Annotated in this window: 22 protein-coding genes and 1 pseudogene; 8 read left to right on the top strand and 15 right to left on the bottom strand. The window is 65.7% G+C overall.

The window, feature by feature from the left end:
* Positions 1 to 41: 41 nt before the first annotated feature.
* The gene (locus tag M8523_RS26435; protein ID WP_282587884.1) at positions 42 to 815 is read right to left on the bottom strand and encodes an SDR family oxidoreductase; all 774 of its coding nucleotides are present in this window, start codon (positions 813 to 815) and stop codon (positions 42 to 44) included.
* A gap of 36 nt (positions 816 to 851) precedes the next feature.
* Entirely contained in the window at positions 852 to 1,646 is a 795-nt protein-coding gene (locus tag M8523_RS26430; RefSeq protein WP_282587883.1) for an SDR family NAD(P)-dependent oxidoreductase, read from the bottom strand.
* Between the two features lie 95 nt (positions 1,647 to 1,741).
* On the opposite strand from M8523_RS26430, the gene M8523_RS26425 reads away from it, so the two are divergent.
* On the top strand, positions 1,742 to 2,674 hold the full coding sequence (locus tag M8523_RS26425; RefSeq protein WP_282587882.1) for a LysR family transcriptional regulator: 933 nt from the start codon (positions 1,742 to 1,744) through the stop codon (positions 2,672 to 2,674).
* On the opposite strand, the pseudogene M8523_RS26420 reads toward M8523_RS26425, so the two are convergent.
* The 3 genes and pseudogenes from M8523_RS26420 to M8523_RS26410 all read right to left on the bottom strand — a co-directional run bounded on the left by M8523_RS26420 (position 2,671) and on the right by M8523_RS26410 (position 4,186).
* A pseudogene (locus M8523_RS26420) lies at positions 2,671 to 3,312 on the bottom strand (IS630 family transposase). The gene M8523_RS26425 and the pseudogene M8523_RS26420 overlap by 4 nt on opposite strands.
* A complete protein-coding gene (locus M8523_RS26415) occupies positions 3,287 to 3,685 on the bottom strand; it encodes a hypothetical protein (RefSeq protein ID WP_282587881.1) in 399 nt (132 codons plus the stop codon). Before M8523_RS26415 ends, M8523_RS26420 begins: the two are co-directional and overlap by 26 nt.
* A gap of 111 nt (positions 3,686 to 3,796) precedes the next feature.
* A complete protein-coding gene (locus M8523_RS26410; RefSeq protein ID WP_282587880.1) occupies positions 3,797 to 4,186 on the bottom strand; it encodes a hypothetical protein in 390 nt (129 codons plus the stop codon).
* A gap of 36 nt (positions 4,187 to 4,222) precedes the next feature.
* Between M8523_RS26410 and M8523_RS26405 the strand changes: the two genes are divergently transcribed.
* The 5 genes from M8523_RS26405 to M8523_RS26385 all read left to right on the top strand — a co-directional run bounded on the left by M8523_RS26405 (position 4,223) and on the right by M8523_RS26385 (position 6,372).
* Complete coding sequence (locus tag M8523_RS26405; protein ID WP_345894305.1) at positions 4,223 to 4,534, top strand: hypothetical protein; 312 nt, start codon at positions 4,223 to 4,225, stop codon at positions 4,532 to 4,534.
* A gap of 97 nt (positions 4,535 to 4,631) precedes the next feature.
* A complete protein-coding gene (locus M8523_RS26400) occupies positions 4,632 to 4,925 on the top strand; it encodes an ABC transporter permease family protein (RefSeq protein ID WP_282587879.1) in 294 nt (97 codons plus the stop codon).
* Entirely contained in the window at positions 4,922 to 5,365 is a 444-nt protein-coding gene (locus tag M8523_RS26395) for a carbohydrate ABC transporter permease (protein WP_282587878.1), read from the top strand. The genes M8523_RS26400 and M8523_RS26395 overlap by 4 nt, the downstream gene beginning before the upstream one ends.
* A complete protein-coding gene (locus tag M8523_RS26390) occupies positions 5,366 to 5,539 on the top strand; it encodes a hypothetical protein (RefSeq protein ID WP_282587877.1) in 174 nt (57 codons plus the stop codon). It abuts the gene before it with no gap.
* Positions 5,536 to 6,372 carry a carbohydrate ABC transporter permease gene (locus M8523_RS26385; protein WP_345894304.1) on the top strand — a complete coding sequence of 279 codons (837 nt, stop codon included), beginning with the start codon at positions 5,536 to 5,538 and terminating at the stop codon, positions 6,370 to 6,372. Before M8523_RS26390 ends, M8523_RS26385 begins: the two co-directional genes overlap by 4 nt.
* A gap of 381 nt (positions 6,373 to 6,753) precedes the next feature.
* Here the strand turns inward: M8523_RS26385 and M8523_RS26380 are convergent, their stop codons facing one another.
* From M8523_RS26380 to M8523_RS26335, 10 genes are all read right to left on the bottom strand, one after another.
* On the bottom strand, positions 6,754 to 7,692 hold the full coding sequence (locus M8523_RS26380) for a 3-hydroxyacyl-CoA dehydrogenase (RefSeq protein WP_282587876.1): 939 nt from the start codon (positions 7,690 to 7,692) through the stop codon (positions 6,754 to 6,756).
* Between the two features lie 9 nt (positions 7,693 to 7,701).
* Complete coding sequence (locus M8523_RS26375; protein WP_282587875.1) at positions 7,702 to 8,016, bottom strand: NIPSNAP family protein; 315 nt, start codon at positions 8,014 to 8,016, stop codon at positions 7,702 to 7,704.
* 61 nt (positions 8,017 to 8,077) lie between these two features.
* Entirely contained in the window at positions 8,078 to 8,875 is a 798-nt protein-coding gene (locus M8523_RS26370; protein ID WP_282587874.1) for an alpha/beta fold hydrolase, read from the bottom strand.
* Between the two features lie 16 nt (positions 8,876 to 8,891).
* On the bottom strand, positions 8,892 to 9,926 hold the full coding sequence (locus M8523_RS26365) for a proline racemase family protein (RefSeq protein ID WP_282587873.1): 1,035 nt from the start codon (positions 9,924 to 9,926) through the stop codon (positions 8,892 to 8,894).
* 9 nt (positions 9,927 to 9,935) lie between these two features.
* Entirely contained in the window at positions 9,936 to 11,753 is a 1,818-nt protein-coding gene (locus M8523_RS26360; protein WP_282587872.1) for a cobalamin B12-binding domain-containing protein, read from the bottom strand.
* Positions 11,746 to 12,759: a 4-hydroxyproline epimerase gene (locus tag M8523_RS26355; RefSeq protein WP_282587871.1), complete on the bottom strand. Its 1,014-nt coding sequence runs from the start codon at positions 12,757 to 12,759 to the stop codon at positions 11,746 to 11,748. Before M8523_RS26355 ends, M8523_RS26360 begins: the two co-directional genes overlap by 8 nt.
* 2 nt (positions 12,760 to 12,761) lie before the next feature.
* Positions 12,762 to 13,997 (bottom strand): NAD(P)/FAD-dependent oxidoreductase, encoded by a 1,236-nt coding sequence (locus M8523_RS26350; protein ID WP_282587870.1) that lies wholly within the window; start codon positions 13,995 to 13,997, stop codon positions 12,762 to 12,764.
* Entirely contained in the window at positions 13,994 to 14,788 is a 795-nt protein-coding gene (locus tag M8523_RS26345; protein WP_282587869.1) for an aspartate dehydrogenase, read from the bottom strand. The genes M8523_RS26350 and M8523_RS26345 overlap by 4 nt, the downstream gene beginning before the upstream one ends.
* A gap of 3 nt (positions 14,789 to 14,791) precedes the next feature.
* The gene (locus tag M8523_RS26340; protein WP_282587868.1) at positions 14,792 to 15,544 is read right to left on the bottom strand and encodes an SDR family oxidoreductase; all 753 of its coding nucleotides are present in this window, start codon (positions 15,542 to 15,544) and stop codon (positions 14,792 to 14,794) included.
* Between the two features lie 9 nt (positions 15,545 to 15,553).
* Entirely contained in the window at positions 15,554 to 16,108 is a 555-nt protein-coding gene (locus M8523_RS26335; RefSeq protein ID WP_282587867.1) for a cupin domain-containing protein, read from the bottom strand.
* Positions 16,109 to 16,247: 139 nt separating this feature from the next.
* Between M8523_RS26335 and M8523_RS26330 the strand changes: the two genes are divergently transcribed.
* Together M8523_RS26330 and M8523_RS26325 are read left to right on the top strand one after the other, a co-directional pair.
* Positions 16,248 to 16,934, top strand: coding sequence for a GntR family transcriptional regulator (locus M8523_RS26330; protein ID WP_282587866.1), 687 nt, complete (start codon positions 16,248 to 16,250; stop codon positions 16,932 to 16,934).
* Positions 16,935 to 16,989: 55 nt separating this feature from the next.
* Positions 16,990 to 18,099: a branched-chain amino acid ABC transporter substrate-binding protein gene (locus tag M8523_RS26325; protein ID WP_282587865.1), complete on the top strand. Its 1,110-nt coding sequence runs from the start codon at positions 16,990 to 16,992 to the stop codon at positions 18,097 to 18,099.
* The last annotated feature ends 7 nt before the right edge of the window (positions 18,100 to 18,106 follow it).

The raw sequence follows: 18,106 nt of genomic DNA, 5'->3' as shown, positions 1-18,106 counted from the left end.
AAATCTTCAGAGGAAACGAAACGCGAGGCGGCGGGCGCCGCTCAGAACGCCCAGTCGACGAGCTGCTCGCCGCCGGTGACGTCGAGCACGGTGCCGGTGACATAGGGATTGGTCATCAGGAACACGGCGGCGTGCCCGACATCGGCGGCCTGGCCGAGGCGGCGCGCCGGGAACTTCGCTCGCACCTTCTCGCGGACGGCGGCGGCGTCCGCCTCGGAGAGGAAGGTCCAGAAATCGGTATCGATGAAGCCGGGCCGGATGGTGTTCACCCGGATTGGGCCGAGTTCCAGCGCGAGCGAGCGCCCCAGCGCCTCCACCGCGGCGAAGGCCGAAGTCACGGAGGTCATGCCGAGCTTCGGACGCGCCGCGATGCCGCCCGTGAGGAGGGTGATCGACCCGTGTGGGGGAAGTCGCGGGCCGGCATAGCGCGCGCACGCCCAGGAGCCGAGGTACTTGTTGGTGGTGTAGCTGCGCACGCCGCGCATGTCGTCGTCCATGAAGGCACCCCAGGAGCCGTCGGTCGACCCCGCGGCGACGACGAGGTGATCCAGAGCGCCCATGGCGTCGAAGGCGGCTCGAACGGCCTCCTCGTCGTCGATGTCGAGGCTGATCTGCTCGAAGGGTGCCAATTCCGGGTGGTCCGCTACCGAGGCCGAACGCCGGCTGGCAACCGTTACGCTGGCTCCCGCCGCATGGGCGGCCTGAGCGATGCCAAGGCCGATCCCCGTCTTGCCGCCCACCACGACCACCCGTTTCCCGGTGAGATCGTGGGACGGCAACGCCGGACGCGTCTGCTCGCTCTGTATTGTGGTCATGTCAACTCTCCATTTTTGACGTTCAATTTGAACGGGTTACGCGATCTGCCTGAGCACGCCGCCGTCGACGCGCAGGGCGGCCCCGGTCGTGCCGGAGGCTTGCTCCGAGCAGAGGTAGACGACCATGTTCGCGATCTCGTCCGTCGTCGTGAACCGCTTGAGGAGCGAGGTCGGCCGCATCGTGTTCAGGAAGTTCTGCTCGGCCTCGTCCTGCGTGATGCCCTCGGCAGCGGCCGTGGCCTTCATCCAGTTCGACAGGATCTTGGAGTTCGTCGGGCCGGGCAGGACGGCACTCACGGTCACGCCCGTGCCGGCGACCGACTCCGCGACGCCCCTCGAAATCGCGAGCTGCGCGGTCTTCGTCATGCCGTAGTCGATCATCTCCTGGGGGACCGCCGGCGCCGACTCGCTGCTGATGAACACCACGCATCCCCAACCACGCTTCGTCATCGACGGCAGGTGATGGCGGGTCATCCTCACGCCGCTCATCACATTCAGCTCGAACAGGTCCTGCCAGTCGCTGTCGGCCAATTCGAGGAAGGCCTTCGGCTTGGCCGTGCCCACGTTGTTGATCAGGATGTCGGCATCCCCCGCACGAGCAGCGAAGTCGTCGGCACCCTCCGCGGTCGCCAGATCGGCGGAAAAGCCGGTGATGTCGGCAGCGGGGAAAAGCGCACGAATGTTCCGCAGCGTGGCGCTGACCCGCTCCTCGCCGCGGCCGTTGATGACGACCGCCGCACCCGCGCGCGCAAGCCCCTCGGCGATCGCCCGGCCGATGCCGGCCGTGGAGCCCGTGACGACGGCCCTCTTGCCCTTCAAATCGATCTTCATGGTGCGTCTCTGTGTGCCTCATACAGAGGTGGGGACCTTCGGGACCTGGATAATGGGCGAGAATGCCATAGGATTTATTCTCCGGGAGAATAGCTATGGACCGCTTCCACGAACTGAACGCCTTCATCGCCGTTGCGGAAGCCGGGGGATTTTCGGCGGCGGCTCGTCGCACCGGGTTGGCGCAGCCGGCCGTCAGCAAAGCCATCGCGGCGCTCGAAAAGCGCCTCGGCGTGGCGTTGTTCAACCGGAGCACGCGCAACGTGACGCTCACCGACCACGGCCAACGCTACTTCGAGCGAACCAAGCTAATGATCGAAGAGTTGGACGACGCGGACAATGAGATGACGAACAGCGCGCTCCGGGTGTCCGGGCCGGTCAGGATCAGCGTGCCGTCGACGTTCGGTCGCCTGCACGTGCTGCCGCTCATCCCGGAGCTTTTGACACTTTATCCCGAACTCGCCGTGGATCTGGTGCTGTCGGACATCGTCCGTGATATGGTTGACGATCGCGTGGACTTAGCAATCCGGGTCGGTGCCATCGACGAACCCGATGCCGTGGTCCGACGCGTGGCGGCCACGCCCTTGGTGTGCGTCGGCTCCCTCAGCTATTTCCGGGACCGCGGTGTGCCGCAAACGCCCGCCGACCTCGTTAAACACAACTGCCTGATCTACGGCGGACTGCGCGAAGCGGCAAACTGGCCCTTCGTCGGGCCCGATGGTCCCTTCAGCGTGTCCGTTCGGGGCAACCTTTCGTCCAACAGCATCGAAACGATCCGGGCGGCGGTCCTGGCCGGCGTCGGCATCGGCTTCTTCACCAAGGGGTCGCTTGTCGGGGGACTCTCGGGTCCGGACGTCGTCACTGTCCTCGACGGGTTCGTGCGCGGCGCCAGGGACGTGAACCTCGTCTGGCCGAACCGCCGCTTCGTCCCGGCACGTGTTCGCCGCACGACGGAGTTCTTCACCGAAGCCATACCGAAGCGCCTCTCCGACAGCGGCCACGTCGAGCGGACCTCGATGCGATCCTTCTAAGCAGAGATTTGTAGTTTGCCCGACGAAACGGGTTTTCGCTCTTCATTGAGGGCTTCGACGGCTTTATGGATTGCTTTGTCGAGGGCGTCGTTGTCGGCGAAGGTCTGGTGGGCGAGGTGATGGGCTTTGAGATCGCGCCAGACGGCTTCGATGTCGTTCAACTCGGGCGCGTATTTTGGCAGCCACTCGACGGTGAGTCAGTGAGCGCGGGCAGCGAGTGCTGCCTGCGAGAGTTTGCTGGTGTGGATGGGGTCGTTGTCCTCGACCAGCGCCACCTTCTTGGCGGCCTGCCCGGGCCATGGGCCATAGGGCCGGCCCGACTGTTCGAGATGAGCTACGACGTCGCTGCTGCGCTTGGTCTTCTTGGTGTGGGCGATGAGCTGGCGGGTCTTGTGATCGAACGAGCCGAGTATGGCGACCTTCCTGGCTTGCCCAGGCGCGGGAACGCGCAGGTCCGCTCCCGACTGGGCCCAGGCGCGAGTGGATAGGGATGCGTCAGTGCCTCGCTCTCGTCGCCGAAGAGCACAACGATGTCGCCGGCCGCGGCCCGCTGTTTGAGAAGATGCAGGCGCAGACCGATCCGCTCGACCTCGGCGGCGACTTGGCGCCCCTTCAGCGTGTGCCGGGGGCGCCGCCAGCGGAAGTTTTTTTTCGCAGCGCCTTGGACAGTTGTGAACGGCTGATGCTCACCCCCTCACGGGCCTCGATCTCAGCGCGCAGGCGAGGAATGGTCCAGTTGGGCCGGCCGGCGAAGGGCGCGGCCAGCAGCGGCATGGCCACGCGTAACGCCGCTTCGCTTTTCACCGGCGCGAGGCCGGGGGCGACGGTGGCCTTCAGGGCGTCGACCCTGCCTTCCATGAAATCGCTGCGCCAGAGCCGAGCCGTGTCTTCCCGCACGCCATAGGGTTCGGCAATCCGTCCGCTTGTCCAGCCCGAGACAGTCAGCATAACGGCGCGGGCTCGGTCCGCCTCGCCACGATCACGCGAACCGGCCAGGGCCGCCAACTCCATTTGCTCTTCCGGCATTGTCGAAAGAGGAGATTTGCCCGCCATGCTTGACCGCCGCGAATCGAGACGGAAAAAACCAGCCCGCCATCCGTGGGTCAACCCCCCGATGTCTGCTTAGCCAAAGGCGATCGGCGTGGCTTCGTGGCCGTCGACATCAAGGGGGAGGTCTTTGCCGTCGCAAAATGGACAGGGCTGAAGACCAAGGTCGTCGAGGCCCGCCTCGGGGATCCTGACGATCTCCCCAGCGTCACCGAGACCAATGCTAAGAGCGCGGCGTTGCTCAAAGGCATGCTCGGCCGGCAGTTTGTCGAAGCGGAAGACGAGCATCAGGTGCGGATGCAGCCCTTGCAGCAGAAGCGGGCTAGACTGCGCGACGATCAGCGTCGGCAACGCAGCAACTTGCGGCAGATGCAAACGGCTCCCGCCACTGCCGAGGCGCAGCAGACGGTAACACGGTTTCGGAAAGGCTTTCTCGGAATATGGGATCGCCTGACCGGACGCCATGCGCGGATCAGGCGTGAGAACGAAGCTGATGCGGAAGTGGCATTCCGTCGTGACGCTTCGGAGCGCCAAGTCCTCATTCAAGCGATGACGGACTACGCCCAGGCCGGCGGCTCGCCCGCTTTGTCGGGCGCGGTCCTGGCCAAGATCCCGAGCCGCCCCGACCTTGCCAAGCTCGGCCGCTTCGCGGGCCAGTACGGGTTTGTGATGAACGGCGGCACATCGGCCAATGCGCTGCAGGTCTACGAGGTGCAGGCCAAGGCCTTCACGGGCTACCGGGGCGGCACAGAAACGCTCGATGGCGCATTGAAGCAGGCCGACGATGCGATGACGAAGCTGCTTAAGCCGTGAGCAGGATTCATCACGCGGAAACCAGGGAAGGCCGACTCGGGGTTGGTCGCTCCCGCGGTGCCCCGGCTGACGCCGTCGCGCGGATCTGATCGTCGACGTGCATGGCACCGACCACCCCCCGCACGGCGTCCTGTCGCGCCGCAACGGTCTTGTGCTGATCTCGCCTCTGACGCTGTTTCTGCTCGCCATGTTGGGGCTGCCGTTCGCGATCGACGTGGTCTACGCCCTGTCGCGCGTGACCTTCGAGAACATCCGGCACCCGCAGATCCAGGGGTTCGGCAACTTCGCGGTCGTGCTCAGGGATCCCAACTTCTGGCAGGCCATGGGGCTTTCGCTCCGCTTCGCTCCGCTTCGCTCCGCTTCGCGCTGCTCACAGCGGCGGCGCAGTTGATCATCGGATTGGTCCTAGCGATCTTTCTGGCGCCTCTCTTCGCCGTGATCCCATCGCTCATGGCCATCCTCATGCTGCCCATGATGATGGCGCCGGCCCTGGTAGGCCTGATGTACCGGCTGCTCCTCCAGGAGTTCGTCGGCGTCGTGCCGAACATCTGGGCCGCCTGGTTCGGCGACAGCCCCGCTTTCCTCAGCCCGAGCACGGCTTTATGGACGCTGTCGACGATCGAGGTGCTCCAGTGGACGCCATTCGCGCTGCTGATCCTCTACTCCGCCTATGCGGCGATCCCGGGAGAGATCCGCGAGGCCGCGGCGCTCGACGGCGCTGGGCCGGTGAGGCGCCTCCTCCTGATCGACCTCCCCTGGATGGCGCCGACCCTCGCGATCACGTTCTTCTTCCGCTTCATCGACGGCTTCCGGGCCTTCGACAACATCTAAGTGCTGACCGGTACGGGCGCCGGCGGTAGTACCACGACGATCAGCATCTTCATCTACGAGGCCTTCTTCCGCCACAACGACATCGGCGTCGCGGTCGCGGCGTCATTGATCCTGCTCGCGCTGTCGTTTGCTGCCCTCACCGGCCTGCTTCGCCTAGCAGGAGCGCGACGGTGAAGCCGCGCCACGGCTGGATGTCGCTACGGGTCGCGGTGTTCGCACTCGCCGCTTTCACGTTCAACTTCCCCCTTCTCGCGACGGTGGTGACATCGCTGAAGGGGGAGGCCGAGATCAACGAGAACCCGACGCTCACGATCGCGGCACCCACCCTCGACAACTACGTCCAGGTTCAGGCGGCGTCAGACCGCTTCGACATCCTGCACTACTTGTTCAACAGCATCGTGGCGGCCGGGCTCGGCGCCGCCTTGGCGCTCATGCTCGCCTTCCCGGCCGCCTGCGCGGTGGCGCGGTCAGGCATTGGAGCACGGTGGCTGCCGCCCATCGTCACGAACTTGCGCGCGATCCCGCTTATCATCTTCGCGATCCCGATCTACCTCGTCTACCAGGGCGTGCACCTGCTCGATACGCGGATCGGACTTGCTCTCATCCTGTGCCTCGTGAACCTCCCCCTCGTGCTGGTGCTCCTCGTCGATGCGCTCGCCGACCTGCCGCTCGCGGTCGAGGAGGCGGCCCGCATGGATGGCGCCAGCACGGCGGCGATGATGCTGAACGTCGTGCTACCCCTCACCGCGCCCGCGATCGCCTCGACGCTGGTCCTGTCGTTCATCTATGGCTGGAACGAGTACCTGTTCGGGCTGATGCTCACCACCGAACGGGCCGTGCCGATTACGGTTGGCGCCTCGTTTTTCTTCTCGGCAAGCGGCGGCGGCATTCGCTGGGGCGTCGCAGCGGCCGTGATGGTGGTGAGCGTACTTCCCCCGCTGGTGCTCAGCCTCTTCGCTTACCGCTTTATTGGGCGAGCCTTGACCGCAGGGGCAGTCAAGGGTTGATTGCTGGTCCTGCAGTCGCAGCCTGAGGTTGGGATTCATGATTGTCGCGCTGCCCCGACAGCGTTCGGCGTGCGGTCGAACCTTACTGTGCTGTCCCGCGCCGGTCGCCGAGGGCCAGACACGCAGGCCGGCTCCGTAGGCGACCGACAGCGCAGCCTGATGCTTGAGGCAGGTCGTCGTGGCCTGGGATTGCCGGGCCGCCTCGTCGTGGCTCAACACGACCGTCAGCTTGCGCGGGTAGGCCACCTTGACCAGCTTGTTCGCCAGGTTCGGCAGGTCGACCGTATGTGTGAAGTAGAAGCGCGGCGCCGACACGATGCCGTTCATTGTCGGCAACGGGACGCCGACCTCGCGCTGTTCCGATCCGGAAGTGGGGTGACGTCAGGCGTTGGCGTTCTTGAGCGCGCGAAGGGATGTGATTGCGCGGTCCCGCCAAGCTGTGCGGTCGCCGATCGAGTCGAGAGGAAGCTGCGCGCGCGCATAGGCGTCAAGCATAGCGATCGCCTCCGGGGTCACCACCGCACCCAGATGCCCGTTCTGCCGGGCCATGTCGTCGAAGATGAAGCCGAAGCGCTCGAGATATTCCCGGATCCCGCCGGCGGCATTCAGGTCGACGCCCTCGAACGGCCCGAGGAAGGCCCAGCGCAGGCCGAACCCCTGGCTGATGATCTTGTCGATGTCGCCGGGGGAAATGATGCCGCTGTTCAGGCAGCGCAGCATTTCGACAACGAGAGCGGCCTGTAGCCGGTTGAGCACGAAACTCGATTGCTCGAAGCGGATCAGAACGGGCACTTGGCCGCACCGCTCCATGAACACAAACGCGGCGTCGGTCACCGCTTGATCGGTGAAGGGTGCGGGGCAGATCTCGGTCACCGGCAGAAGGTGCGGCGGCGTGGCAGGGTGGACCACGATGCAGCGGTTGCGGCTCGGAAGCTCTGCCGCGAAGGTCGAGACCGGGAAACTCGACGTGGTGGTGGCCAGGATGGAGGAAGGTTTCGCCAGTCGATCGAGCTCGCGAAAGATGGCAACCTTGCTGTCCAGTTTTTCATCGATGCATTCGTGGACGAAATCGGCATCCGCCACGGCCTGGGCGAGGTTGTCGGCCACGCTGATGCGATCCAGAACGGCAGTTTGCGCCGCTGCGTCGCCGACGAGCGCGGCCGATTGCGCGAGTGCCTCGGCCAGCCGCTCGCGCATCGACGCCCTTGTTTCAGGCAGTTGGTCGTAGATCACGACGGGTAGGCCGGCACGGGCGAAAACGATGGCCCAGGAACGGCCGATGATACCACCTCCGACAATGGCGGTTCGTTCGATCAGCATCGGATGGCCTCACCGCAAGGGAGAAAAAGAAACAGGCGACAGAATGCGGGTCGACTGCACTTGCAGCAGATCGCCCACCATGGCGAGGTAGGCCTGCCAGCGCGGATCGGCCAGCATCCGGGCACGCCTGGCCTGTCGATCGTCGAGGCTGTCGAACGACCACCAGGCGACGACGTGATTGAGCTCGCCGATCTCGCTAGTGAAATAGCCGTGAAAGGTGCCGAGGTACTCGAGCTGCAGCTGCAGGCCGTGGTCCCGGTAGGTCTCCACGAAGGTCGCGAGCTTGCCGGGTTTGACCGCATAATCGCGTTCCTCAACGATCATGATCGTGTCCTTTCACTCTCTTCGGGATGCGCCTCGGGCGGGCGGCGATTCCTGACCACCGCTAGCGTCCCGTCTCATCAAGGAAAGCCGCGACGCGATCGGCAAAGGGTACGGGGTCGGTGCGCGGATGGAAGTGAGCGCCCTGAAACTCGCTGAACGCAGCATGAGAGATCAAGGCCGTCAGCCTGTGCGCGTGGTGAATGGGTACGAGGGCATCGTCGCGAGCGCCGATGATCAACGTCGGTTGCGTGATGCGGTGGAGTTCCTGCGAACGGTCGAAATCGAGCAGCATGCGGACGCGTGCCGCCGTCACCGCGAGAGGCGCGAGCGCTACCCCGGCATTGTCGACGGCCTTCTGGAGTTCGACCTCATGGGCGTCGAGCCACGCGGGATCGTAACCGAACACATGGGTGAGCTGCTGATAGGGAGCGATCAGGCCTGCGTCGAGCAGCGCGGCCCGGGCTTCGAAGGCAGCCCTGAAGCGCGCGTCGGAGCGATCCCAACTGCCGCTGATCACGAGCGAGCGGCTGCGCGCGGGCGCGTCGAGGGCCAGGGTCTGCACGATGGCGCCGCCCGTCGAGTGCCCGACCAGATGCGCCGAATGGATGCCCTCGGCGTCGAGCACCGCCAGAACGTCCCGCGCGATGCCGCCGATGCTGTAGGGCCCCGGCGGCCGCGCGCTTCGCCCGGCGCCACGATGATCGACGACGATCAAGTCGAACCGGCCGGCGAGACGGGCCACGACCCCGGCCCAGAAGCGGCCGTCGCCGCCGAGCCCTGGGATCAGCACGACTGGCGGGCCGGAGCCCGTCCGCTCGTAGAAGAGTTCGCAGCCGTCTGCCGCCTTGACGATGGTCATCGCGAGGGTCCTCGCGTCAGGCCGAGGCCGGCCAAGTATCGCCGACCCGGAAGCCGAGCGGGAACGGGTCGCTCGGGTCGAGGACATATTGGTGGAAGGCGGTGATCCAGCCTTTGCCCGTGATGGTGGGCAGGATCGCGGGCTTGCCGCCGACTTCCGTCGTACCGCGGATCCGGCCGATGAATTCCGTGCCGATCAGGCTCTCGTGCACGAAGGTCTCGCCCTCGGCCAGCTGCCCCCGTGCATGGAGCACGGCCAAACGGGCGGACGTACCGGTGCCGCAGGGCGATCGATCGTGACGGCCGGGCGAGACGATCACGGTATTGCGCGACCGCTTGCCGTCCGGCGTGGTCTGTAAGGGGCTTGCGAAGAGTGTCTGGTTGATCGTGTGGATCTCCGGGTTGTCCGGATGCACGCAAGGGATCTGCACCGCCGCCGCGCGTTTGATGCGCTCTCCCACCTCCACGAGCTTGGCGGCCTCGGAATTGTCGATGGCGAAGCCGAGGCTTTCCGCATCAACCAGGCAGTAGATCATGCCACCGTAGGCGACATCGACCTTGATGCGTCCCAGACCCGGTACGTCGACCTCGTGGTCGAGCGTGAAGACAAAGGCCGGCACGTTGTCGAAGGTCACGCTGACGCATTTGCCGTCCCGGCATTCGGCCGTGACGGGCACGAGGCCGGCGGGCGCTTCAAGGGTTAGCTTGGTGATGGGCTCCTGCATGGGGATCATGCCGGTCTCCAGCAGCGCCGTGACGGTGCAGATGGTGTTGGTGCCCGACATCGGCACGTAATAGTCGGCCTCGATGATCACGAAGCCTGCGTCGGCTCTGGGGTCGGTCGGCGGCAGCACCAGGTTGACGCACTGGTTGACCTTGCCGCGCGGCTCGTTGAGGAGGAACTGGCGCAGATAGTCTGCGTGCTTCTCCACATATTGCATCTTCTCGAACATGGTCTTGCCCGGCACGTCTCGGACGCCACCGGTAATCACCTCGTTCAACTCGCCGCAGGCATGGGCGCCCACAACGGTGATCATTCGGGAAAAGCGCATGGAAGCCTCTCAGGAGTGCGTTCGAGAATCGGGGGAATGGACCGGGCGAGCGGGGTCCCGCCGCTCGGCGAGCCCGTCGAGAAGGGCAATCAGCGCTTCGGGTGTCACGCAGGGCGTGACGCCGAGCCCCGCAATGTCGCTCGTGACATCGACCGGGAGCCCTGTATTGCTGTCGTCCGGCACCTGATTCAGGCGGCCGCCGATGCAGAGCGGCAGGGCCGTGCCGGTTGCGGCGAGCGCGTCCCGCACCTCGCGGGCGTAGCGCAGGGCGATGCCGTTATAGGTGCTGACCGCCACGACATCGGCACCTCCCCGAATGGCGCGGCCGGCGAGTTCGGCGGGATCGACCGAGGTTCCGCCATCGATCGCTTGAAGGCCAAGATCGGCCACGACTTGATCGATCAACATCTTGCCGTGCTCATGAACGTCGCTCGCGCCGACGCAGACCCGCAGGCCGCTGGTGCGCAGCCGTTCACGGACCGGCAGAGGCGTCCGGCTCACCCAGGACGCGGCCGAGCGGCGCAGATCTTCGACCCATTCGGCCGGTATGGTGGCGCGACGGCCTCCCCAGGCTTCGGGATCCTGAACGCCGGGACCGTAGAGCGCTTCGAGGCGCCTGGGACCGGTCCGGCGCAGCGCGATCAAGAGAGCGGCCGGATCGGCCGTGTCGACCCCGGCTTCGCGGAGACCATCCAACACCCGTGCGGCGAAGCCGCGACCGCCCTCGATCAGGATATCGGCGGTCCGATCGACGTTGTCGAACCCGATCAGGCCGAACGAGTCCGACGCATGTTCGACCAGGCGGGCCGCGAAGGTCTGCGCCTCGATGATCTCGTCGATGTCGGGAATGCGCTCGTTTTCCGAGACCGGAACCGGGTTGATGGCGTGACCCGTGTTGTGACGCCGCAAGGCCCAGATATCGGCCTGGAGGTAGCTTGCGAGGCTTGCGAAATTGCCGCCCGCCGTCGAGCGGTAGCTCACCGTGTTGCCGAAGATCATGGTGCCCGGCCCGTCCGTGATCTTGGCGAGGGCCCGATGGAAGGCGAGCCGCAGGGCGGGCGCCGTGAAGTGATGGCCGAAGCAGTGACTTGTTCGGGCGCCGACGAGCGTCTCGACGATGTGCTTCTCGATCAGCACCATGCCGAGCGTGGCACTCATGTCGGCGAACAGCCCCGCGAAGCCGTCGTCGAGATTGGAATGGACCAGGATCTCGACGGGCTGCGCCGCGATGAGGCCGAGCGCCCGCACGGTCGCTTCGGTGGTGGCCACATCGTCGTCCCAGTCCGGCAGCCGGAAGGTGAAATACTGCCCGAGATTGCCGATCGCGGTGGCGCCGGCCGCGATCGCATGTTTCGTGTTGTCGAGGGCGCCGGGAAGACCCAGCATGAAGTCGCCGAAATGGGCGGCCGAAGGTGCTGCGCCCGTGATCCGCGCGAAATCTTCCGGTCCGCCGAGCACGATGCCGGTGCCCCGGGAGCGCTGTTTGCGGTCAGCGGCGGGGTAGCCCATCGACCAATCGAGCGTGATGCCGAAGCGGTCGACGGTGACGCCCCGCGCCTCGCAGGTGTCGAACACCTCGGCGATAGCGCCGATCGTGCGATCGACGCTGCGGAACCCGATATGGGCGTGCTGCATGATGCGGCCTGCGAGCGCTGCTTCCCGCTTGTAGTCCGCCTCGCAGCCGACCCCGGCCCGGTCGATAAAAGGCGTCCGGCCCACCTGCCAATCGCGCGCCATGGCCCGACCCTCCGCCACCAGCTCCGCACCTGGGCGTAGGTTCGGCGGAACGAGCGCCGCACGGTCCGGCATGGCGGCCGGCTCAGGCAAGCTGGAAGCCAAAGGCGAGCGGATCGCGTGGATCGACCAGGATACTATTGTGCCCAATGACCCGGGCCCAGCCGCCGATGCTCGGCAGAATGGCGGGACGGCCCGCGACCGTCGCCGCACCCTCCACCCGGCAATGGAACAGCGTGCCGATGATGCTCTCGTGCACGAAGTCCTCGCCGACCGCGAGCTGGCCCTTGGCGACGCGCTGCGCCATCCGAGACGACGATCCCGTGCCGCAGGGCGAACGGTCGATCCCCTTGGCGCCATAGAACACGGCATTGCGGGCGTGGGCCTCGCGATGCTTGGGCTTGTCGGCCCACATGACGTGGCTGACGCCGGCGATGCGGCTGTCCTCCGGATGAACCGGGGCGACCGCCTCCTGGACAGCGGTGCGCACCAGCGGGCTCCACTTCAGGATTTCGTCGGGGCTCATGCTGTCGAGCCCGGCCCAATTCTTCTGCGGCTCGACGATGGCGTAGAAATTCCCGCCATAGGAGACATCGACCACAAGTTCGCCGAATCCAGGAACCGTGACCGGGACCTCGGTCGCGTGAAGGTAGCTCGGAATGTTGTAGAGCCGTACCTCGTCGACGAAACGGCCGTTGCGTTCATACGTCACCTCGACACGACCGGCCGGCACCTCCAGCGCGAGACGCCCCTCGATCTTCGGGGTCACGAAACCCTCTTCGAGCGCGACCGTCACGGTCCCGATGGTGCCGTGGCCGCACATGGGGAGGCAGCCGCTGACCTCGATGAAAAGCACGCCAAGGTCGCAGTCGGGGCGCGACGGCGGATACAGGATCGAACCGGACATCACGTCGTGGCCGCGCGGCTCGAACATCAGGGCATGGCGGACCCAGTCGTGCTGGGCCAGGAAGATCTGCCGTCGTTCCGCCATGTCGCGTGCGGCGATCAGCGGCGCGCCACCGGCCACCACGCGGACCGGGTTGCCGCAGGTGTGGGCATCGACGCAAAGGAAGGTGTGGGGAGAGGTGGGAAGCGGCATGATCAGGCGAACCGTGCGATGGAAAACGGAGAAAGGTCGACGGGCGCGGTCCGTCCGGTGACGATGTCAGCCACAAGGCGACCTGTGGTCGGGCCGAGGGTCAGTCCCACATGGCCGTGCCCGAATGCGTAGACGACGTCACGACGGCGCGGCGAGCGACCGATGACGGGCAGGCTGTCGGGTGTCGTCGGGCGGTTTCCCATCCAGCGGACTGCGCCACGGGTGTCGAGACCGGGCAGATAACGGCGGGCGAGTGTCACCAGGGCATCGCTTCGCCGGTAGTCGGGCTTGGCATCGAGCCCCGCGAACTCCGCCGCACCGCCGATACGAAGGCCGATCTCAAGCGGGGTCGCCACGAATTGGCGCTGCGCGAAGATGACCTCGCGCGACAAGGTGACGCCCGGTGAAGGGAGCGTGGCATTGTAGCCCCGCTCGCTCTCGATCAGAACGGGATCGCCGATCAGGCGCGCGATCCGGCCCGACCAGGCGCCCGTCGCCACGATCAAATGGTCGAAGGCGATGCGCTCGCCCTGGGCTGTGACGACCGCCTGGCCGTCGATCGCCGTCGCGTCGAGCATACGCATCACGACGCCTCCGGCCATGAGGGCTTCGCGCAGCCGGTCGACAATGCGCTTGGGATCGGACAGGTGGGACCATTGCGGCGTGACGACGGCTCGGGCGCTCGTGGGCGCGAGTGCCGGCTCCAGCCGGCGGGCCTCCGCGGCGCTGATCGTTTCCACCTCGATGCCGTGCCGACGTCGCAGGGCATGGGCCGGGGCATCGCGCTCGAAGCCCGCCTCGGTGTCGTAAATCCAGAGCGCACCGACGCGGTGCAGATCCCGGGACAGCCCGAGTTCGGCGAGCAATGGCAGCATGTCGTCGTAGACGGGAGCGAGCAGACCGGCCATGACCGAGGCAATTCTCGCGACCTCGGCTTTCGTACCGGTGCGTAGAAAGCGGACGAGCCATGGCATGAGGCTCGGCAGATGGGCCGGGCGGAGCGACAGCGGGCCGAGCGGGTCGGCAAGCCATTTCGGGATTTGCCAGATCAGGCCCGGCGAGGACGCCGGCAGGATCTCGGTGATGCCGAGCCCCCCGGCATTGCCGAACGAGGCCTTGTCGCCCGCCGGATCCCTGTCAATCACCGTGACCGCATGGCCTTCGCGCAGCAGGGCGCGGGCGCAACTCAGGCCGATGATGCCGGCCCCGATCACCACGCTGTGCGGCGTGGCGCTCACAGGACGACCGGCTCGAGGAGGCGACGCACCGCCGCCGCAAGGCTCGCGGCGGTCAGGGCCGAGGTCTTTGGATTGGCCGGTGACGGGCGGTTGGCGAAGCGCATCGAAGCCGTCCCGAGATCGCTCTCGGCCTCGATCTCGTGGGTGTTGAGCGCGACCGCGGGATCGGCGATGACCCGAACCGTGACGGGGGTGGGGGCTGCGGCCAGCGCCACGGTGAGGCCGGCGTTGAGATTGCGCGGGTAGAGCCGCGCCGCATCCGCGGCTGTGCCCTCGAAGAGCACGATCTCCCCGCTGAGAGCCGCCGGGTCATGACCGGCCGCTACGAGTTCGGCCCGCCAGGCTGCAGGCGGCTTGCGCGAGGTGTAGCGCACGCTGGCCTCGGCAGTGCCGCGAAGCGCCGCGAGATAATCGAGCCCGCCGAGGGCGCCGGCCGGGATAACGAGGCGACTGCCGCCCTCCCGGGCCGCTGTCGCCAGCCGGTCGAACACGACGGGATCGCCGAGCGCGCCCGTGGACGCCGCCACAACGTCGATGCCGGCCGACAGCAGAGCGGGGGCGAGGGTTTGAAGCGCGGACTGGCCGGCCGCCTCGACCACGAGAGCGGGGCGCGTGCCGATCAACGCATCAATGGTGTGCACGGTCCCGACCGAAGCCGGTACAGCCTCAAGCGACGTCGACCCCGCGCGCAGCAAAACCGTCACGTGGTACCCGCTTCCCAACAGACGCTCTGCGAGATCGCGTCCGATCGCACCGTGGCCGATGATGCCGATGGGCGTTCCTGCGGTCATCCGTCACCAGGCCGTGTAGCCGCCGTCGATCGTCATCGAACTGCCGGTTGCGAAGGAGGCCTCGTCAGAGGCGAGGAACAGAATCGCCGTTGCGATCTCGTGAGGTTCGCCCCACCGATTGGTCGGCGCCCTGGCCTTGAGCTTGGCCAGGAAGGTCTCGGGATCCTCGTGGGTCTCCACCATCTTCTCGTAGTAGCTGGACCAGATCACGCCGGGCGCCACGCTGTTGACCCGGATGTTGTCTCCCGCGTGATCGAGCGCCATGGCTCGCGTGAGCGCCGCGACACCGCCCTTCGACGCGACATAGGCGACACGGTCGGGGATGCCGACACTGGCGATCGTGGACGAGGTGTTGACGATCGCCCCGCCGCCCTGCGCAATCATGTGCGGAACCGCGTATTTCGAGCACAGGAAGACGCCCTTGAGGTTCACGTCCATCAGGGCGTCCCAGTCCTCCTCCGCGGTGGTCACGACATTGCCGCGGATCCCGTAGCCGGCGTTGTTCACGAGCACGTCGAGACGGCCGAGCCGCGCCACTGTGTCATCCATCAGGCGTCTGACCTGCGGTCCGTTGCTGACGTCCACCACGAACGCGGAGGCGGCGTCGCCGAGTTGCCGCGCCACGGCAGCGGCCGCATCGGCGTCGCGATCCGCGATCACAACTTTGGCGCCTTCGCGGACGAAAAGTTCGGCCGTGGCCTTGCCAATGCCGGCTGCCGCGCCCGTGATCACGGCGGTCTTGTTCTTGAGACGCATGTCGGGCACTCAGGGTTGGCGCTGATCGGGTGGCACGACTGCGAAAACGGTCTGCCGCTCGATTTCGAGAACGTTGGCCGGACGGGCGAATGGCTCCGGATCGGGCTCGCCGTCCTGACGCGGGCGGCCGATCAGGCGGAAGAAGTCTTCGAGGCCGTTCGGAACGATCAACCACATCCAGGTGATCTCCGTGTCGCCCTCATTGATGAAAGTGTGTCGGCGATTCTTGCCGATGAAGAAGGCGGAGCCCGGCACCATGGGATGGCTCTCGCCGTCAATTACGGCGCGGCCCTTGCCGCTGATCATCAACACCACTTCTTCGTTCCGGTCGTGCGCATGTTCCCGAACATGGCCGCCCACCGCCACCGTCTGGGTGCCGAGCCCGATCGGATGATCCATGGCCACGCGATGCGGAGCGAAGATCACCTCGATGTGGCCGTTCGCCGGCACTGGCTGCCAATAGCTTTCAGCGGTCCCGGGCTGCACCACCAGAACGTCGCCCCGGCCGTCGGCAGGTGCTCCTGTAGTTGCATCGACCGGCAGCACACCTGACGACTGGCTCAAGACTCGCTCCGTAAATTGGATACAGTTTCAGGCTAGAACCGTACGATCTCAATTAAAAGCCTATTTTTTAGGCGATATTTTGGGGATCAGCGCAAATTAAGGAGTTGATCGCCGTGTTTGCTTCGATATCGTATCCAATATGAAGAAGGACGTCCCCCTGAAGCCCGGGCGAACATCATTGACCGAGCAGATCACCACTGAATTGCGGCGTCGCATCCTCAATGGCCAACTCGCCGAGGGGACGATGCTTCGCCAGGAGCGGTTGGCCTCAGAGTTGGGTGTGTCGCGCATTCCGCTGCGAGAGGCGATCCGGCATCTCGAAGCCGAGGGGCTGGTTACCTCTGAGCTGCACAAAGGGACGGTGGTCTCGTCGCTCTCGCCGCGCGAGCTCGAAGATCTGTTCGGGATCCGGATGCAACTCGAGACCTGGCTGTTCGAGGCCGCGATCCCACGCGCCACAGATGCCGATCTCGACAGGGCCGAAGCACTGATCGACGAGGCGTCCCGGACCGGCGCCGTCGACAATTGGGGCGACCTGAACTGGCGGTTCCACGAGGCGCTCTACCTCCCAAGCGGCAATCGCGTCGCGCTGAAGCTGCTGCGTTCCGTCCATGACAACGCGGCTCGTTACGTCAACCTGCAGCTCTTCGTCATGCGGGACGTCGAGAGCGAACTTTCAGATCACCACGCGATGCTTGCCTATGCTCGGCTGCGCGACGTCGAGCGTGGCGTCGACGTGCTACGCCGCCACATCGCACGCGTGTCGCGCAACCTCTCGGCGTCGTTGGCCGCTGCTGCCGAAAAACCCCTGAAGGATATCGCCTGAACCCGCCAAGCTCGGCCGAGGCGCTCACCCTGTTTCGTTGGAGAGGACAATCAAGATGCGTACAGTGACTTTGATTTCTACGGCGGCGCTTCTCGTGGGGTTGTCGAGCGCGGCCCGCGCCGACATCGTCATCGGCAGCGCCGGGCCGCTCACAAACTCGGAGTCGCTGTTCGGCACGACCTGGATGAACGGGATGGAACTGGCGATCCGCCAGGCCAATGACGCAGGTGGGGTCGGAGGACAGAAACTCGTCTTCCAGCGCGAAGACGACGGCGGCGATCCCAAACAGGGGACGCTCGTGGCACAGAAGCAATGCGACAACACCTCGATGTTGGCCGTGATTGCCAATTTCAACAGCGGCGTGACCATTCCATCGTCCGATGTCTATCATCGCTGCGGCATGCCCCAGGTGACGAATTCGTCGAACCCGAAGGTCACGAAAGCCGGTTATCCCAACCTGTTTCGGCCGATCGCGAACGATCTTTCTCAGGGCGCGGCACCGGCCGAATATGCTTTGAAGACGCTCGGCGCCAAGAAGGCCGCCATCGTGCATGACAAGCAGGCGTTCGGACAAGGCGTTGCGGAAGTGTTCCAGGATGTCTTCAAGAAGGGCGGCGGCACGGTCACGTCCTTCAGCGGCGTCGCACAGACCGACGTCGACTTCAGCGCGCTGCTCACCACCATCAAGAATGAGAACCCGGACGTCATCTACTTCGGTGGCATCATGCCGGCGATCGGACTGTTCGTGAAACAGGCGCGGGAATTCGGCATCACCGCAAAGGTGTTCGGGGCCGACTCCGCCTTCACACCCGACTTCATCCAGGGCGCCGGACCCGAGAACGCCGAGGGCGCCATCGTCTCGTTCCAGGCACCGCCCTACGATTCCTCTCCGCAACTGCAGGAGTTCGCCAAGACCTACAAGGCCGCCTTCAAGGAGGACCCGGGTCCTTATTCGGCCTATGGCTACATGGAAGCCCAGGTCGTCATCAACGGGATGAAGGCCGCAGGCGCGTCGATCACACGCGCCACCATCGTGCCGGCCATCGCCAAGAGCGACTTCGACAGCATCGTGGGCCACGTCTCATTCCAGCCCAACGGTGAACTGACAAAGCCGTTCATCTTCCTTTACACGGTGAAGAACGGCAAATTCGAGCTGCTGAAGTAGTCCGCAG

It is taken from the genome of Lichenifustis flavocetrariae, assembly GCF_026130545.1.
GTDB classification, from domain to species: domain Bacteria; phylum Pseudomonadota; class Alphaproteobacteria; order Rhizobiales; family Beijerinckiaceae; genus Lichenihabitans; species Lichenihabitans flavocetrariae.
The sequence above is the reverse complement of the archived record's forward strand: the minus strand, read 5'-3'. Positions and strand labels throughout refer to the sequence as shown.